The sequence below is a fragment of the Motilibacter deserti genome, from assembly GCF_011250635.1.
GTDB lineage: Bacteria > Actinomycetota > Actinomycetes > Motilibacterales > Motilibacteraceae > Motilibacter_A > Motilibacter_A deserti.
The window spans coordinates 539044-555256 of the sequence record NZ_JAANNP010000001.1 but is presented as its reverse complement, the minus strand read 5'-3'; the positions used below and the strand labels follow the sequence as shown (position 1 = coordinate 555256).

Genomic DNA, 16213 nt, shown 5'->3' with positions numbered 1-16213 from the left:
GCCGCGCCCCCGTCGACAGGTAGGTGGAAGTGACAACCGCACCCGGCGCGGAATCGCTCGAACTGGGAGAGCGAATCCGCAGGACTGAGCAAGACGGCTCTGTCGTGGAAACTGTCTTGAAGACCGACGCCCAAGTGATAGCGCGGGTGACCGACGGGATCTATAGCGAGCCGGCTTCCGCTTTTCGTGAACTTATTTCGAATTCCTACGATGCCGACGCCAAGCGCGTGGTTATAACGACCGACAGGCCGAGATTCCAGCGGATTACCGTCAGCGATGACGGCCATGGCATGGGACCCGACGCCGTGGCTCATCTCATTGAGCACATCGGAGGTAGCGCAAAGCGCACCGAAGCGGGGGCAGGGCTGGGGGTCACTAAACCCGGGAGCGCATTCCTAAGCCCGGGCGGCCGACGCCTGATTGGGAAGATCGGAATCGGGCTATTTAGCGTCAGTCAGCTGACGCAGAGCTTCCAGGTGATAACCAAGCGCAAAGATGAGGCGTGGCGAACGGTCGTTTCCGTTACGTTGCGACAGTACTCGGAGAACGAGCAGCGGCCGGATAGCGACGAGCCGTTCGAGGCCGGACTTGTCGCTGTTTGGAGAGAGCCCGCTCAGGACACGTCAAGCCAAGGCACAACGGTCGTCCTCAATGGGCTCAAGCCCACGGCGAGGAAGATGCTTCGCAGCTCAGATACTTGGCTTCGTGTCAGGCGAGGTATCCAAGACGCTCCGAAATACCATGTCGGTGCAGTTCAACCGGGTTCCGAGCATGAGTTCGCGGCAGGCGCGGCAGGGTCTCCTCGCCTGCCGTGGGCAATGAATGATAGCCCCGACGTCGCATTTGCTCGATTCGTGGACGCCGTCACCTACCCGGAGAGCGAAACATCTCGAAACCCAAAGATATCTGACCTTCTTGACTACTATCTGCAGATGGTCTGGAGGCTTAGCCTTGCAGCCCCGCTACCCTACGTTCATCAACACCCGTTCGACGATGTCCTGGAGAACGTGGTAGTGCACGACCTCGTAGGGTCAGGGCCGGACAGCGTGGTCCGCGCCAAGAGCGATTTACCGGTCGCGACACGATGGGAATGGCCCGCCGGCTTAGGCGTAGCCAGTGATTTCCACGTGTTCTTGGATGAGCTGGAGCTCAAGCGGCCTCTGAAGTTCAAAGACCTGCCTGAGACGTCAAATCAAGTGAAGACGCCTATGATGTTCGTCGGCCACCTGCTGGACGACTTCAATGGCGCGGATCCGGCTCGAAGCGGCGGTGCGCTGGAGTTCTATGCGTACCTACTTTGGGTACCGAAAATCGTTCCTACCGATGAAGTCGGTTCCCTGGTGCGGATTCACGGCGCCTCAGGCTCCGGTTTCGATGAGACCTTCTTCAAATACCAAGTAGCGGAGACAACACGCCTGCGACAAATCACTTGTGAGATCTTCGTCGTGCAGGGTCTAGAAGCTGCCCTGAATATCGATCGCGAGAACTACAACTTCGGACACCCGCACGTCGGTAGGCTCACGAATTGGCTCCACATGGCTTTGAGCCGCTCCATAGGCACCCAGAAAAGTTACGGCAACGCCTTGCGCCGCGAGTTGCGCGCGCAGTCATCCCGAGACACTGAAGGCGAGCTCGAGCGTCTTGTCGACGAGCTGTGGAGCGAAGTCTTAGGGTCCGATGCCGACACTCCCATCCCGCCTGTCAGGTGGACGAGCGGGATAAGGCGTGAACCTGGCGAACCTGGCGGGCTAGCCGACGAGATTCTTCTGTCTCGTCAGAAAGTGTTGGGCTCTCAGCGCTCATCGGCCAAGGCCGTTCGAACGGAAGCCCAGGTGGCGGCCATCGCGCAGATGCTTTCGGCCTTTCAAATGCTCGACGATCTAAGCGCGAGCGAGATTCAACTATTGATGTCGTACATTGCCCGCGCGGTACGTCCGGAGGCTCAAGGATGAGCGACGAGACTACGAACGACATTGGGTTGCCTGAACCGCTCGAGGATCTTCCGGAGGGCGGTTACGAACGCCAGGAGAAGGCCCCGCGCGACTCATTCTCGCCTTGGCACCGCCCTAGGAAACAATACGTCCGCGAGAAGCAATGGACTCGTGCGGTTGCAGAAATCCTCGCGGGAAGGGACTCGGCAGACCGCCTCAAGTACCTTGGACTGCCGGGTATTGATCTGCTCGATCTTCGACACCTGCTCAAGACTGTGTGCGAGCCCACGGACCGAGGTCTTGAGTTCATCGGCTTCGACACAGCCGCCGGGACCGCCGGACCCGATGCCACCGAGCTGAACGTATCGGAGACCGAGCTCAAAGCACATCACCTCGTCCACTTGACGTCTGGCATCCGGCCGGACGACCTTCGCCACGTTGCCAGAAAAAATACAACTGCTTGGCGCGCCGTGCGGACATTAGCACCAGTGGACGTCGTGAACTTGGACCTGACCGACAACTTCTACACGGACGCCCCGGCTGCATCCTTGTCGTACCCGAACGCGCTCCGGGAGCTATTGGCCCTGCAAGTTGCCAACCCCAATCCGTGGGTGCTACTCGTAACAACCAAAGTAGACAGGGGCACCGCCTCGCCCGCGGCGGACGAAGTGGTTGCGCTACTAAACGGGAAGCTCGACGAGTGTGATTCACTGGGTGAACGGCTGGCTGAGGTGTGCGACGAGCCTTTCGATCTTAGTTGCTTTCCCACTTGCTCACCCAAGGACTTCCGCATACTGACTCTCGTCGCGATGCTTCAGTGGATCTATTCCCTTACCATGGTGAATACTACTGTAAAGAGCCGCCCTAAGGTCACGTCTTGCTTCTACTACACGAGTTTCACCACAGGCGGAGCGATCGACATGGCCAGTTTGGTGATCCGATTTGATCGACAAGGCATCGTCTTGAAGGACCCGCTGAGGAAGGAAGAAGTCGACGGGAATCCAGCTGCTGATGTTTGCGCCGCCTTGGAGAGATATATCGATCGCGTGGCGGGTGGCCGTGATATCGATGGAGTTGTAAGGGAGGACGTGAACCTTCGAGAGCGTCTTATTCAGGACGCGGCGGATCTTCTAGTGGCGGCCAGATATGACCGGGAGGCCTATATGAAATGGGCTGAGACACAGGCTTCCTAGGTGACCTTGCCTTTCGAGTGAACGGTGATCGAAAAGTGTGCGGTGTCATCGGGTGAGGAACCTGTCCCTTCTGCGGGCGAACACGGCTTTCGCGCTACCGCTCCCGTACCTCCGTGACCAATGACTCCTACACCTGCGCCAGATACTCCCTCGACCGGGCCTTGCTGACCCGCCCCCGGGCGCTCACCTCGTAGCCCTGCTCCTGAGCCCATCGACGGACGGCCTTGGGATCGACGTTCTCCGCGCTCGTCGCGGCTTCCGAACGCTGCACCGTAGGCGGCGCAGCGGGTCGACGCCCGGTCCGCCGGCTCCTGCCTCCGCCAACCTCGCGGGCGTGCTGCGAGTAGCCTTACAGCAGCGTGCGTAGCTCGTCGGTATGTCCCCCGCTGAGGTCGGAACGCACTGCGGTGCTGCGGCCCATCCTGTTCCAGGAGGTCGGCCTAGATGTCGGGCTCGCGCCTTCGCACTCGGACGGCGCGCCCCCTGTGCCGCCCGTCCCCCCTACCGCGACTGCCAACGCGCTGCCGGGTGAAGCGGTCGAGGCGTTGGCCCTCCTGCTGCCCGAGCGGGTGCCGCCGGAGAACGCTCACTATCTGGCGCGTGCGGCGCTGCAGGCCGCGCTGCCGCACCTGAAGCCACCTGCGCTGCGGGGGCTGCTGGAGGCCCTGCGGACGGTGCACCGGCCGGCCGAGCCGTTCCCTGGCGGAGCTCCGATCTGCGCCGAGGACGGGCGGCCGTGGCCTTGCGCCACAGCCTTGCTGGCGCTGCCGCTGCTTGACAATTGAGGACACGGTCAGCCGTGGCCGCATGGGCGAGCCGCCCAGAATCGCAAGGCTGGGGGCGGCCTCGCTCGGCCCCCTTGACTAGGCTAGCACTTTCGGGACGCGACATGGAGAAGAGGGCCGGAGGAATCATGGCACGACCACCGGCCTGGCGCCACACACTCGACGAGGCTCGGCGACAAGCGCTTGTCGCGATCGATTTCTACAACAGACCGGGGGACCGCCGCAGCTTCAGCGACTTCATCGTGCATATGCATCTCGCGTGGCAGAATCTCCTACACGCCGACCGAATGCGCCGGAAGGCGGAGATCTTCTATCGCGAGACTGGTGGACGTCGCCTATTCAAGCGGAATCCCGACGGATCCAAGAAGACGTGGGACTTGATGCAATGCTTGAAGCATGAGTTCAAGGACAATGATCCGGTCCGTGCCAACATAGAATTCTTCGTCGGTCTCCGGAATCACGTGGAGCACCGTTTCCAGGACTCGGTGTTGGTAGTTACGGCTGCCGAAGCACACGCCTGCATCATTAACTTCGAGGCGGAGTTGCTTCGCCGGTTCGGCGCAGATGAGAGCCTGGGAAACGAGCTTAAATTCCCTGTCTTCGTTCAGTCGCTCAGCCCGGTGCGGTACCAGGAGCAGCTCGACCTTCGCCGGGGGTTGCCCGCAGCGGTTTCGTCGTTTATTACCGATTTCCGGACCAGTGTCCCCGATGATGTGCGGAGTGACGAGCGATTCGCCTACCGGCTTCTCCTACTTCCCATGAAGGGTCCGAAGACCGAAGCGGATATGGCACTGAACTTCGTGCGTCAAGACGACCTCAGTGAGAAGGAGCTCCAAGAGCTGCTGGGACAACAAGGCAGCGTCATCATTGCCGAGAAGTTCCGGGAAGCCGTGCATGGCAATGAAGTGCTGCCGAAGGCCGTCGCGGCGGCAGTTGAAGCTCAAATCCCGTTCAAGTTCGGCGTCAACGACTTCACCCGGCTTCGAAAGAAGTGGCAAATCGGACCGGTCAAGGCCGGATCCAAGGATCAGCTGCCCAAGTCCGACGGTTATTGCGTGTACTCACCCGCGTTCTCGCAATTCGTTTACCGGCCGGAGCTCGTTGATCGAATAGTGGCAGCGGTCAGCACAAAGGAGCAATACCGAGACGAGGTTGGAAGAGAAGCGCAGCTAAAAAGTGCGAATGGATGATCCCCCTCAACTAAGTCCAAAGTAGGAGGACCATAACCGGGCCTGAACAGAGATACTCCCCGGTTGCTGTACCCGCCCGGCCGAACATGCGACCCAGCCCTGTATTGCAACGCCTGGGCACGCGGTTCAATGTCAACTTTCAAACAAAGCGTGGAACAGTGTTCGTTCGCACGCCCGAACTCGGCAGAGGGGGCAACGTGGATTGGGGAACTGTCCCAGCCTGGGTAGGAAGTGTGCTTACGGGCGCATCTCTGCTGCTTGGGTTCTACATTCTCTTGCGAGACCGGAGAAACGCCGAGCAAGAGCAGGCAAGGCAGGTAGCATACTGGTGGGAAGACGTTTGGGATGAGTCCATGCCTGAGGATGTCACCCTTATCGTGCTGCGCCTACAAAATATGTCAAACGCGCCAATCATCAATCCCGAGGTAGAGGGGCGGCCCCGCACGTTACGTGAACTGAGACGACAGTTCAAGCCTTTCCTGCTGAAAGAGGCTGGCGTCACAATCGAAAAGCTTCACATGGTCCTAAGTGACGCGGAGACAAATGACTTGGGAGATCGTGTCACGGAGATCGTAAAGCCCGGCGAGGAGCGGGAGATTCGAATCGAGTTGCCCTTCCCGCCTATGTTCTACTCATTGAGCCTCTTGTTCTACGATGGCGCTGGGCGATACTGGCAGAGCGATCTAAAGTCAAGGGAGCTGAGACTGAGAAAGTACCGCCCCCTTGCGGTGGTCCGCGAGTCGCGGTTTCAACGAGTCAGGAGGCGTATCACCAAACGCTGGTAATCGTGCGCGGGGGCTACCGTCGTGCAGGTTGCTGGCGTGGTCGCTCCTGAAGCGGCTCGGTCACGCCGTGCCGGCTCATGATGTGGGCGAACGTCGTCTCGCGGTGTGCCTGGCCCCCAACACGACGTCCACGGCGCGGTCCAGCCTGAGCCCAACGCCAAACTCATCGCCCGGGCGACCGTCCTTCTGGCCGGGGGCAGATGGCTGAGGGGAGATCAAGCTCCCGCCGGCCGATCCTTCAGCCGAGCCCGGTGCCGACGCAGCAGCCGCTTGACGCTGCTCAAGCTGATCCCGTACTCCTCAGCCAGTTCCATGCCAAGCTTGCCAGCGTGGTAGTCGGCGATCAGCCGAGCGACCTGCCCAGGCGTCAGTCGGTCGGCGACCCGCACGGCGGAACGTGCCGGGGAGTGGTGGTGAACCTTCCTACACACCCGTGGGTCACCCGATCGGAGTCGAGCCGACGCAGCGAGTAATTCGCTTGTAGCGTGAACTTGGGTTGGAGAAGAGCTCCAACAGGACCACCGAACGACGAGGACGTGCAGACTGCACGTCCTCGTTTTTTCTCCGTGGTTTCGGCCGACGTGGCTGCCTTGTCACGGCTGCTCACCTCGTGGCGCCCACCAGGTCCGCGGACAGGTCCCACATCCGCCGCGCGTCGTCGTCGTTGCGCAGCGTGCGGTAGAGCCTCTGCTCCGCCGGCGGCCCGCTGAGGTGCCCGAGGCCCTTGGGCCCGTAGAAGCCGCCGGACCGGGCACTCGACGAGGTCGCGGCGTGGAGGGCGGGCAGGTGCGCGGACTCGACGGTGCCGACGAGGAAGCCCCGCGCGGACAGCGCGCGGATGAGCCGTACGTCCCGCGTGTCCTCGGCGCGCCCGACCTCCGGGCGCGCCGCCAGCAGGCTCGTGGGCGCGACCCCCGGGTGGCACAGGTTGCTGGTGATGCCCCAGCCCGCGTCCTCGCTGCGCCGTGCGAGCTCGAGGCCGAAGAGCCCGAGCGCGATCTTCGACTGGCTGTAGGCCCGCATCCCGTGGTAGCCGCGCTCCCAGTTGAGGTCGTCCCACCTGATGCCGTGGCGGCTCGCGGCGATGCTGAGCTGCGAGGTGACGCGGGCACGGCCAGCTCGCAGCAGTGGCAGCAGATGGGTCACGAGCGCGACGTGGCCGAGGTTGGTGCCGAACTGGAGCTCGAACCCGTCGGCGGTCGTCTGCCGCTCGGGCGGCGTCATGACGCCCGCGTTGTTGACGAGGACGGAGATCGGGCGGTCCTCCGCGAGCAGCGTCCTCCCCAGGGCGGCGACGGAGTCGAGGGACGACAGGTCGAGGGCGCGCAGGGAGACGTCCGCGCCGGGGGTGCGCCGGCGGATCGCGGCGATCGCCGCCTCGCCCTTCGTCACGTTGCGCACGGGCAGGACGACCTCCGCCCCCGCCGCAGCCAGCTTGCCGGCGAGGGCGAGGCCCAGTCCGTCGCTGCCGCCGGTGAGCACGGCTCGCCGGCCGGACAGGTCGGGGACGGGGGCGGTCGGGGTGTGGGGCATGCGCTCCTCCTGCGGTCGTGGTGTGGCACCACGGTGGCCTGGCCCGCGCCCGCCAGGCAGGGCCTGGTGATCCGCTGATGGCCGCGCCGTGGCGCGCGAGCCGCGCGACGGGTGGCGGGGCCTGCGTAGAGGGGGATCGGCGGGCCGTGGCTGCGCCGGGCCACGGGCGGTAGACAGAGGCCACCCGTGACGAGGCAGGAGAGGCACCGTGATCGATCGACCCGGCTTGGCGGCGTTCCTCCGGCGACGGCGGGAGGCGTTGCAGCCCGAGGACGTCGGGCTGCCGCGCGGACAGCGCCGACGGACGAACGGCCTGCGCCGCGAGGAGGTCGCGATGCTGTGCCACATGTCGATCGACTACTACGCGCGGCTGGAGCGGGAGCGCGGGCCCCACCCGTCCGAGCAGATGGTGGCGTCGATCGCGCAGGGGCTGCATCTGTCGCTCGACGAGCGCGACCACCTGTTCCGACTGGCGGGGCACAACCCGCCCGCGCGCGGCGCCCTGAGCGACTACGTCGGGCCCGGCCTGCTGCGCATCCTCGACCGCCTGCAGGACACTCCCGCCGAGATCGTGACCGAGCTCGGGGAGACCCTGCGGCAGACCCCGCTGGGGGTCGCGCTGACCGGCGACACCACGCGCCACACCGGGCCCGCGCGCAGCCTGGGCTACCGGTGGTTCACCGACCCGGCCACCCGGCAGCTCTACGCACCCGAGTGCCACGCGTTCTACTCGCGCGTGTTCGCCGCCGGCCTGCGTGAGATCGCCACGCTGCGCGGCGCGGGGTCACGTGCGGCCCACTACGTCGACCTCCTGCTCGCGCAGAGCGAGGAGTTCCGGGAGGTGTGGGGCGCGCACGAGGTCGGCGTGCGCCCGGACGGGGTCAAGCGGTACGTCCACCCCGAGGTCGGCGCGCTGGACCTGGAGTGCCAAACGCTGCTCGACCCGGACCAGTCGCACTACCTGCTCGTCTACACCGCGGTCCCGGGCACCGAGAGCTACGACAAGCTGCAACTGCTCTCGGTCATCGGAGCGCAGGCGATGTCCTAAACGCGGGCAGGCCGTCGTCGGGGCAAGACCCAACGTGAAGATCAGGGGACTGAGCTGCATCCAGTTGCGAGGGCCGAGCGCCCTTGTCGAGCGCGGGGCTCGACGTTGCGTCGGACGGGAGCCCTGAGCGGCCGGCCCCGGTGGCTGCCCTGACGGCCACCGGCGCCGACCGCCGAGGGACGCCTACTGCTGCGCGATGGCCTCCAGCCCGACCGGTGCGATGGTCGTGACGGCGCGAGGGCCCACGGCCGCCCGTGCGACACGAGCGACGCCGGTCCGCGGGTCCGGCGGCCGCTGCAGGTGGAAGCCCGTCACCGCTTGGTACGCCGACACGGCCGACAGCAGCCGCTCCTCGCCGTACGGCCGGGCGCCGAGGATGCCGCCGGTCGGCACCTGCAGCCCCGTGGTCGTCTCCGTGACCAGGCCGATCGGGAAGGTCAGCAGCGGCATGCCGGTGCCGTCGAACGCGTCGCTCGGCGCTCCCAGGACCAGGTCGCACTTGTCGAAGACCTGGTCGAGGAAGCGCTGCAGCAGCAGGAGCCGCCCCTGCTGCACCTTGAGGTAGCTGTCGGCGCTCTGCAGCATCCCGTTGAGGAAGCGCGGGAGCCGGTCCGCGAACAGCCGCACGTCCCGGCGCAGGTGCTCGACGAACGGCGCCGTCGGGTCGCCGGTCGAGCCGTTCAGCACCCCGGACAGCACCGACCAGTCGTCGGGCAGCGCGAGCTCGCCGACCATGCGGCCGCCGACGTCCTCGAGCACCCGCGCCATCGCCCCGCGACGGGCGCGGACATCGGCCGCGCCGGAGGTGAGGTAGCCCGGCCAGACCCCGATGCGCGAGGCGAAGCGCATCCGCGGACGCTTGCTGCCTTGCGGCGTCGCCGCGCGGATGTAGTCCGGCGGCTCGGGCAGCCCCTGGCTGCGCGGGTCGTTCGGGTCCGGGCCGGCGAGCGCCTGCAGCATGATCGCGGCGTCCATGGCGTCGCGCGCCAGTGGCCCGGGGTGGTCGCGGACGAAGGTCAGCGGGACCACGCCGTGCAGCGAGACCCGGCCGAAGGTCGGCTTCAGGGCGGTCAGCCCCTGGGCCTGGCCGGGACCGGTGATCGAGCCGCCGGTCTGGGTCCCGATGCCGCTCGTCGCCAGCCGGGCGGCCACCGCCGTCGCGGTCCCGGACGAGGAGCCGCTGGGGCTGTACCTCACGTCGTCGGGCGTCCACGCGTTGCGGGTGGTGGGGATCAGGGTCCCGGGGACGGTGGCCCGGCCGCCGGCCAGGTTGCCCATCTGGGCCTTGCCCAGCACAACGCCGCCCTGCTGCTTCATGCGGGCCACCGCGGTCGCGTCGTACTCGGGCACGAACCCCTCGAAGACGAGGGACCCGGCCTCGGTGAGGAGCCCCTTGGTGTAGTAGTTGTCCTTCGGCGCCAGGCCCACACCGGTCAGCAGGTTGCGGCTGTCGATGCGGACGGCCGCTGCGGCGGCGAGCACGTCGGCGCGCGAGGGCCGGGCCGCGTACGCCTGGTAGACGCCGTCGAACTCCTCGATCCGGTCGAGGTACGCCGCGGCGAGGGCGACGGGCCGGAGCCGGCCCTGCAGGATCAGCGTCACCGCCTCGGCGATGGTCAGCTCGGTGGGGTCGGCGAGCGCCTCGGGGCGTACCCGGTCGACGATCGGGGGCCGCGGAGCCGCGGCCGCGGCGGCGCTGGTCACGGCGGGGCCGACGAGCGCGACGCCGCCCGTCGCGGCGGCCGAGAGCCAGGCGAACCGGTTGAGGACCTGACGGCGGGAGATGGTGGCGTCCTGCGGCTGCTCGTCGACGGGCGCAGCCTCGGAAGCGATCACGGGGTAGGTGTCGGTCATCGCTAGTCCTCCCGCGTCCAGGCGCTGAGCGCGGAGGGGTAGAGCGCGGGCGGGTGGAACTGGGAGTCGATCTCTGCGTTCGCGATGGCGACCTCGGTGCGCAGGATCCCGCGGGCGTTGCTGAGCAGGCGCTGCTGGTCCATGACCGCGGCAGGGTCGCTCGCGGGAAGCACGGAGATGTCGATGCCCAGCAGGGCGTAGCGGGTCCGGATGTACGTGTCGAGCTCGGCGTCGGTCGGCGGCGGGGGTGTCACGGGCTCAGGCATGCGTCCTCGCTGAGGCTGGAGCGGTCGGGGCGCTCGGACCACATCAGACGCATGTTGCGGGCAGCGTGCTCCCGGCGTTAACGGGCGGGGACGGCGAAGGAGCGGCAGTGTCGCATCGCGCGGCTGTGCCCGGGTGTTCTCGTCGGCAGTGCCCCCGGGCCCACGCGCGGGCGGTGCTTCCCGCATGGCCGGACGGGAGCGGGCCGACATCGTCGAAGGGGCGATGCGGACGCCACGCGAGGCGGAAGCTCGCTTCGTACGACGCATTGTCCGCGGAAGCACGACGGCCGCCGTCCCCCACGGGGGACGGCGGCCGTGCCTGGTGACGGGCGTCAGGCCTTCGGCGCGAGCACCAGCGCGCCGACCAGGGGCAGCAGCGCCTGCTTCGCTGCGGCGCTCACCTTCGTCGGCTTCGCGGACGCGACAGCGGTGCGCAGCTCGCCGTACGCCCCGCCCGCGGCGAGCACGCGCAGCTGCCGGGCGGTGCTGGCCTTGACCGCGCCGGCGTCGGCCTGCGCGGCGAGCTGGACGGTGAACGCCCGCACGCCCGTCGGCGCGCCGAGCCAGCTGCCGAGCAGCGCCAGCAGCGAGGACTTCGCGTCCGCGCTGACCTTCGCCGTACGGGCAGCGGTGACGTAGGCGTCCAGCCGGGTCAGGGCGGTCAGCGTCCCGGCGTAGTCGGCGGCGTCGGCCGAGACGGCCGCGGCCTCGACGAGGTCGGCGATGTTGCGCGCCGCGCTCGGCTGCACGTCGCCCGAGGCAGCAAGCTCGTCGGCGACCGAGGAGACGTACGCAATGCCCGCCGCCAGCGACGGCGCGAACACCGCGCGCACGAGGAGCGCGTCGTGATCGGTGTAGACCATCGGGATCACCGACGCGGCCGGCAGCAGCAGCCGGGCGGCCGTCCCGTACGCATGCTGGATCCCGACCTGCTGGGTCGCGGCGGAGTCGCGCTCGGTCCAGTAGCCGGGGGAGGCGCACGACCCCTGGCGGTTCACGTCGCCGGACAGGATCGTGGGCGCGAGGCCGAGGGGGCTCGCGGGGGCGCCGGCCGCGAGCACGGCGCTCAGCTCCGCGCACTGCGCGGCGTTGTTGGCCGCGTTGGCGGCGTTCCCGCCCACGGCCAGGTGCGTGGCGCAGACGCGGACGCCGTCCTCGGTCGTCACACAGATGTAGCGGCGCTCCTCGGCGCCGAGCTGTGCGGTGAAGGCGCGGTCCTCGACGGCGGTGATGGCGCGCTTGGTGAGGACGCCGTTGCCGAACACGCCGCGCTCACCGGGGTTGCGGCAGGGCAGCTCGGCGCGGTTGTAGATCACGGTCGAGAAGCGGAAGTCCATGCCGGTCTCGCGCGCGATGCGCTCGACGTCACCGCTGCACGCCTCGTTGAGGGTCACGACGTCGGGCTGCGTCGCGGCGACCTTCGCGATCGCCTCGTCGACGACCTTCGGGTACTGCGTGCGGCCGAAGCAGCCGGCGAGGCCCGACAGGCAGAGGTTCATCTGCAGCAGGGAGTACGGGGTGACGGTGGGGGTCGCGGCGTCCGCGCGGGACGTGCCGGCCGCGGAGGCCGCGGACTGGGGCGCGGCGAGCACGAGGGCCAGCAGCAGCCCCACCAGGGCAAGGAGACGGGTTCGCATGCGGCGCAAGCTAGGGGCGGAGCCTGACGCGCAGTCGAACGCCGCATGAACGCTCCGTCGACACCGGCTGTGCGCCGCGGGACGCGGTGGGGGCGGCGTACGAGCAGCACGCCGTCCCCACCGCGCAACAGCGTCAGCGCCGGGTGCGCGCCCCGCCCCCGGTCGGCAGCAGCACGTAGGCCACGACGTCTGCGGCGCCGGGTGAGCGGAGGGTGTTGTAGCCGGGCCGCCCCGGGACGTACGCCGCCGGCCCGCGCGCGATGCCGTCCAGCACCGCCGCCTGGACCGAGTCGACGTAGGCCGGGCTGGTGAGCCACTGGTAGTTGTGTGCGGTGTAGACGACGCCGTAGCGCCCGTCGGTGCGCGCGCGCCACGCGGCCAGGGCGTCGGCGAAGCTCTGCAGCGAGGAGTTGAGGACCAGCCCGCCGGGGCCCTGCTCGCCCAGGGCGTCGCCGGAGAACAGCACCCGTGAGACCGGGTCGAGCAGCGTGATGCCGGTGGGCGAGTGCCCGGGCAGCGCGTGCACCTCCAGCGCGACCGAACGCCCGGCGGAGTCGGTGCCGAGCGGGATCGAGTCGCCCTGCCCGACGTAGGAATAGGACTTCAGCCCTGCCGTGGAGATCGACGCACCCCGGGGGAGGTGGACATGGTTGTGCCGGAACTGCGCGAGGCCGCCGATCTGCCCGGGGTCGTCGCTCGTCACGACCAGCTCGAGGTCGAGACCACGCGACCAGCGGCGGGCGAAGTGCATGATGCCCGGGGTGCCGCGGCCCGAGCCGATGAGCAGCGCCCGCTCGGAGCCGCGGACGAGGTACATCGACTCGTTCGCCGAGTCTCGGATGAGGAGCAGGCCGGTCTTGATGTTGTCGATCGCGGCGTACGGGCCGGACGGTGTCGCCGGGACGCCGTAGGTTCCGGGGATCGCCATGACGTGGTAGTCGTCGTCGGGCGCCTGCCCTCCGGCCGGCCCGCCCGGGTAGAGGTTGGCGAACGTGAACGTCATGCGCGCCGAGGCGTACCCGATCCAGCCGACCTCCCGGCCGACCGTCCGGTAGGGCTCCGCGGCGATCGAGCCGTCGAGCAGCCCGCTCGCCGCCTCGAACATGTCGCTGACGTACTCCGCGTCCAGCGGCCGCCCGTTGACCGGCGGAAGGTTCCGCGGCGCCTGGGCGACCTGGTAGAAGTGCGCCGGCAGCAGTGCGATCCCGGGGAAGCGCCGCAGGAAGTTGCGCAGCCCGCGCACCATCCTGCGGAAGGGCTCGGTCGTCCCCGACGCGAAGTGCATCCAGACGTACGCCGAGCCGAGCGCGTCACCGGTCGCCAGCATCAGGTTGTCCGGGTCGAGATACCCGGTCGAGCCGGGGGTGTGCCCGTGCAGGTCGACGGCGAGGATCGTGCGGCCGCCGAGGTCGAACGTGCCGACCGCGCGCCCGTTCCCGCGCGGCGAGACGCCGCCGCCCTCCTTGGTCGGCACGTAGTACGCCGGGGCGTTGGCCGGCCAGTCGCCCTCGGGGAAGTAGACCGTGCGGTCGCTCATCAAGTAGTTCTTGCCGGTGTGGTCGCCGTGGTTGTGCGTGATGGCCACGTCGAAGTCGACCGGGTCCGCGCGTGGGGTGCCGTCGTCGTCGTGGCTCAGCAGGTGACGCACGACGGTCTTGAGGTCGTTGACTCCGACGACGTCCGGGGTGTTCTGCGCGGTGTCCACCAGCAGGGCCTTCGACGAGCCCTCGAACAGCCACATCGTCGACCCCTGCGTGAAGGTCGGTGACACGAGCATGTTCTCGATGCGCCAGGTGCGGTGGCCGAGCGTGCTGACCGAGACGAGGTACGCCGTGTAGGACCCCCAGGGGTTCGGGCCCTCGAACCCGCTGCCCGCCGGGGTCCCGCTGGCGGTGACGGCGACCCGGGGGAAGCCCGGCACCACGTCGTCGTAGCGGACGGGGCCGGTCCGGGTGATGCGCCGGGGCCGGACGGACGCGGCGTCGGCGGCCCGCGCGCCCAGCGGGGCGGCGGCGAGCGCGGCCGCGACGGCGAGCACCGCACGCCGGCTCAGCTGACCCGACGGGTGGCCCGAGCCGCAGCATGCGCCGCCGGGGCTCGAGTGGTGGGAGGCCGTCGAGCCGGCCGGCCCGGGAACGTCAACCGCCATTGGTTGCTCCTCGTGGTCCGCGGTGGTGCGGGCCCTCCCGTCGCGGCAGGGCAGGGCCCGAAGCGCGGCAGCGCCGCCGGCTCCGTGCCGCCTCGTTGCGACCAGAAGGAAGCCCCGACACGCAGGAGTAGAGCAGTGGGCGGCGAAAGGGTCAAGAGCGGTGTGGTTCGGCTGGATCTGGCCAAAATCAGGCGCTGAGGGCGAGGGATGCGCCGAGCGCCGCCATGACGGCCGCGATCGCGCCGTCGAGTGTGCGCCAGGCGACCGGCTTGGCGAACACCGGGCGCAGTGCCCGGGCGCCGAGCCCCAGCGCGACGAACCAGGCGGTGCTGGCCACGATCGCGCCGGCTGCGAACGCCCACTGCCGGCCGGGGTGGGTGTTCGCGATCGTGCCCAGCAGGAGCACGGTGTCGAGGTAGACGTGCGGGTTGAGCCAGGTGAGGGCCAGGCACGTCGTCACGGTCGCGAGCAGCGGCGTGCTCGCCCCTTGCTCGTGCGCCCGCAGGCTCCCCGGGCGCAGTGCGCGCCGGGCGGCGAGCACCGCGTACCCGAGGAGGAAGGCCGCGCCCGCGAGGCGCACGGCGTCCATCAACTGCGGGGCGCGGGACAGCGCCGCTCCCGCGCCGCCGACGCCGAGCCCGATGAGGACCGCGTCGGACAGCACGCAGAGCGCGATGACGACCGTGATGTGGCTGCCCTGCAGGCCCTGCCGGAGGACGAAGGCGTTCTGCGCGCCGATCGCGACGATCAGCGACAGGCCGAGGCCGAGCCCGGAGGCGGCGGCGAGCAGTTCGGGGGAGAGGGCCACCTGGACGACGCTACGGTCGGGGCACAGATGAAGTCGAACGAGGAATTCTGCAGCTCGATTAGAGTTGCTTACGTGGAGCCCGACCTCGGCCAGCTGCGGGCGCTGAGCGCGGTCGCCGCGGAAGGGTCCTTCGAGGGCGCCGCCCGTGCGCTGCACGTCACGCCGTCGGCGATCAGCCAGCGGCTCAAGGCGCTCGAGCGGGCCGCGGGGAGCGTCCTTCTGGTGCGCAGCCGCCCGGTCCAGGTCACTCCCGCCGGGCAGGCCTTGCTCCGGCTGGCGCGCCAGGTCGACCTGCTCGTGTCCGACGCCGCCGCGGAGCTCGCCGGCATCCCGGCCCGCGGCACGGTCCCCGTCGCGGTCAACGCGGACTCGCTGGCGACGTGGGTGCTGCCGGCGCTCGCACCGCTCGCGGACGAGGGGATCACCTTCGACGTGTTCCGCGAGGACCAGGCCCACACGAGCCGGCTGCTGCGGGACGGGACGGTGGTGGCCGCGGTCACGAGCGAGGCCGAAGCCGTCCCCGGCTGCACGGTGCGAAGGCTGGGGAGCATGAGGTACCGGCCGATGGCTGCACCGAGGTTTGCTGAACGTTGGTTCCCTGAAGGAGTGACCGCCACAGCGCTGGGGTCTGCTCCGGTCGTGGTCTTCGACCGGCGGGACGACCTGCAGCACGCCTATCTGCGACGGCGGACGCGGGGGCGTGCCCGTCCGCCCATGCACTACGTCCCCGCCTCCGCCGACTTCGTGCATGCCGTGCGCCTCGGCCTGGGGTGGGGGATGGTCCCCGAGCTGCAGGCCGCCGGGCTCGCGGAGCCGCTGGTGGACCTCGACCCGCGCGGCGCCGTGGACGTGACGCTGCACTGGCAGCAGTGGCGGCTCGCCTCGCCGGCCCTGGACCGGCTCGCAGCCGCAGTGACGGAGGCGGCCGCGGCCAGCCTCGCCCGGCCTCCCGCGCGGCGCAGGTGACCACCGCCCGCCCGGCGGTCGTGAGCGCCTCGCACGACGACGATCACGGGCTTCGGCGCGGCGACACC

14 protein-coding genes are annotated in these 16213 nt (G+C 68.7%); 7 read left to right on the top strand and 7 right to left on the bottom strand.

Annotated elements, in window-relative coordinates; all coding sequences use genetic code 11:
• Positions 1-29 precede the first annotated feature (29 nt).
• Both G9H71_RS02550 and G9H71_RS02545 read left to right on the top strand, forming a co-directional pair.
• Complete coding sequence (locus G9H71_RS02550) at positions 30-1952, top strand: ATP-binding protein (protein ID WP_166277299.1); 1923 nt, start codon at positions 30-32, stop codon at positions 1950-1952.
• On the top strand, positions 1949-3124 hold the full coding sequence (locus G9H71_RS02545; protein ID WP_166277296.1) for a PP_RS20740 family protein: 1176 nt from the start codon (positions 1949-1951) through the stop codon (positions 3122-3124). The genes G9H71_RS02550 and G9H71_RS02545 overlap by 4 nt, the downstream gene beginning before the upstream one ends.
• A gap of 127 nt (positions 3125-3251) precedes the next feature.
• Here G9H71_RS02545 and G9H71_RS25415 read toward each other — a convergent pair whose 3' ends face one another.
• Positions 3252-3395 (bottom strand): Lsr2 family DNA-binding protein, encoded by a 144-nt coding sequence (locus G9H71_RS25415; RefSeq protein WP_456238367.1) that lies wholly within the window; start codon positions 3393-3395, stop codon positions 3252-3254.
• Between the two features lie 136 nt (positions 3396-3531).
• Between G9H71_RS25415 and G9H71_RS02535 the strand changes: the two genes are divergently transcribed.
• From G9H71_RS02535 to G9H71_RS02525, 3 genes are all read left to right on the top strand, one after another.
• Positions 3532-3909 (top strand): hypothetical protein, encoded by a 378-nt coding sequence (locus G9H71_RS02535; RefSeq protein WP_166277294.1) that lies wholly within the window; start codon positions 3532-3534, stop codon positions 3907-3909.
• A gap of 128 nt (positions 3910-4037) precedes the next feature.
• Entirely contained in the window at positions 4038-5099 is a 1062-nt protein-coding gene (locus G9H71_RS02530; RefSeq protein WP_166277291.1) for a DUF3644 domain-containing protein, read from the top strand.
• Between the two features lie 158 nt (positions 5100-5257).
• A complete protein-coding gene (locus G9H71_RS02525; RefSeq protein WP_166277288.1) occupies positions 5258-5884 on the top strand; it encodes a hypothetical protein in 627 nt (208 codons plus the stop codon).
• 603 nt (positions 5885-6487) lie between these two features.
• Here the strand turns inward: G9H71_RS02525 and G9H71_RS02520 are convergent.
• Entirely contained in the window at positions 6488-7417 is a 930-nt protein-coding gene (locus G9H71_RS02520; protein WP_166277285.1) for an SDR family oxidoreductase, read from the bottom strand.
• Positions 7418-7625: 208 nt separating this feature from the next.
• On the opposite strand from G9H71_RS02520, the gene G9H71_RS02515 reads away from it, so the two are divergent.
• The gene (locus G9H71_RS02515; RefSeq protein WP_166277282.1) at positions 7626-8465 is read left to right on the top strand and encodes a helix-turn-helix transcriptional regulator; all 840 of its coding nucleotides are present in this window, start codon (positions 7626-7628) and stop codon (positions 8463-8465) included.
• A gap of 183 nt (positions 8466-8648) precedes the next feature.
• Here the strand turns inward: G9H71_RS02515 and G9H71_RS02510 are convergent, their stop codons facing one another.
• From G9H71_RS02510 to G9H71_RS02490, 5 genes are all read right to left on the bottom strand, one after another.
• The gene (locus G9H71_RS02510) at positions 8649-10319 is read right to left on the bottom strand and encodes an amidase (RefSeq protein ID WP_166277279.1); all 1671 of its coding nucleotides are present in this window, start codon (positions 10317-10319) and stop codon (positions 8649-8651) included.
• A 2-nt stretch (positions 10320-10321) separates the two neighbouring features.
• Positions 10322-10585 carry a hypothetical protein gene (locus tag G9H71_RS02505; protein ID WP_166277276.1) on the bottom strand — a complete coding sequence of 88 codons (264 nt, stop codon included), beginning with the start codon at positions 10583-10585 and terminating at the stop codon, positions 10322-10324.
• A gap of 332 nt (positions 10586-10917) precedes the next feature.
• Positions 10918-12222, bottom strand: coding sequence for an endonuclease/exonuclease/phosphatase family protein (locus G9H71_RS02500; RefSeq protein ID WP_166277273.1), 1305 nt, complete (start codon positions 12220-12222; stop codon positions 10918-10920).
• A 133-nt stretch (positions 12223-12355) separates the two neighbouring features.
• Complete coding sequence (locus G9H71_RS02495) at positions 12356-14371, bottom strand: MBL fold metallo-hydrolase (RefSeq protein ID WP_166277270.1); 2016 nt, start codon at positions 14369-14371, stop codon at positions 12356-12358.
• 187 nt (positions 14372-14558) lie between these two features.
• Complete coding sequence (locus G9H71_RS02490) at positions 14559-15179, bottom strand: LysE/ArgO family amino acid transporter (RefSeq protein WP_166277267.1); 621 nt, start codon at positions 15177-15179, stop codon at positions 14559-14561.
• Between the two features lie 72 nt (positions 15180-15251).
• On the opposite strand from G9H71_RS02490, the gene G9H71_RS02485 reads away from it, so the two are divergent.
• The gene (locus G9H71_RS02485) at positions 15252-16145 is read left to right on the top strand and encodes a LysR family transcriptional regulator ArgP (RefSeq protein WP_166277264.1); all 894 of its coding nucleotides are present in this window, start codon (positions 15252-15254) and stop codon (positions 16143-16145) included.
• The last annotated feature ends 68 nt before the right edge of the window (positions 16146-16213 follow it).

Coding starts and splice junctions, on each gene's coding strand:
- G9H71_RS02545 (WP_166277296.1), top strand. CDS start 1,949: ATGAGCGACGAGACTACGAACGACATTGGGTTGCCTGAACCGCTCGAG.
- G9H71_RS02530 (WP_166277291.1), top strand. CDS start 4,038: ATGGCACGACCACCGGCCTGGCGCCACACACTCGACGAGGCTCGGCGA.
- G9H71_RS02520 (WP_166277285.1), bottom strand. CDS start 7,417: ATGCCCCACACCCCGACCGCCCCCGTCCCCGACCTGTCCGGCCGGCGA.
- G9H71_RS02510 (WP_166277279.1), bottom strand. CDS start 10,319: ATGACCGACACCTACCCCGTGATCGCTTCCGAGGCTGCGCCCGTCGAC.
- G9H71_RS02505 (WP_166277276.1), bottom strand. CDS start 10,585: ATGCCTGAGCCCGTGACACCCCCGCCGCCGACCGACGCCGAGCTCGAC.
- G9H71_RS02500 (WP_166277273.1), bottom strand. CDS start 12,222: ATGCGAACCCGTCTCCTTGCCCTGGTGGGGCTGCTGCTGGCCCTCGTG.
- G9H71_RS02495 (WP_166277270.1), bottom strand. CDS start 14,371: ATGGCGGTTGACGTTCCCGGGCCGGCCGGCTCGACGGCCTCCCACCAC.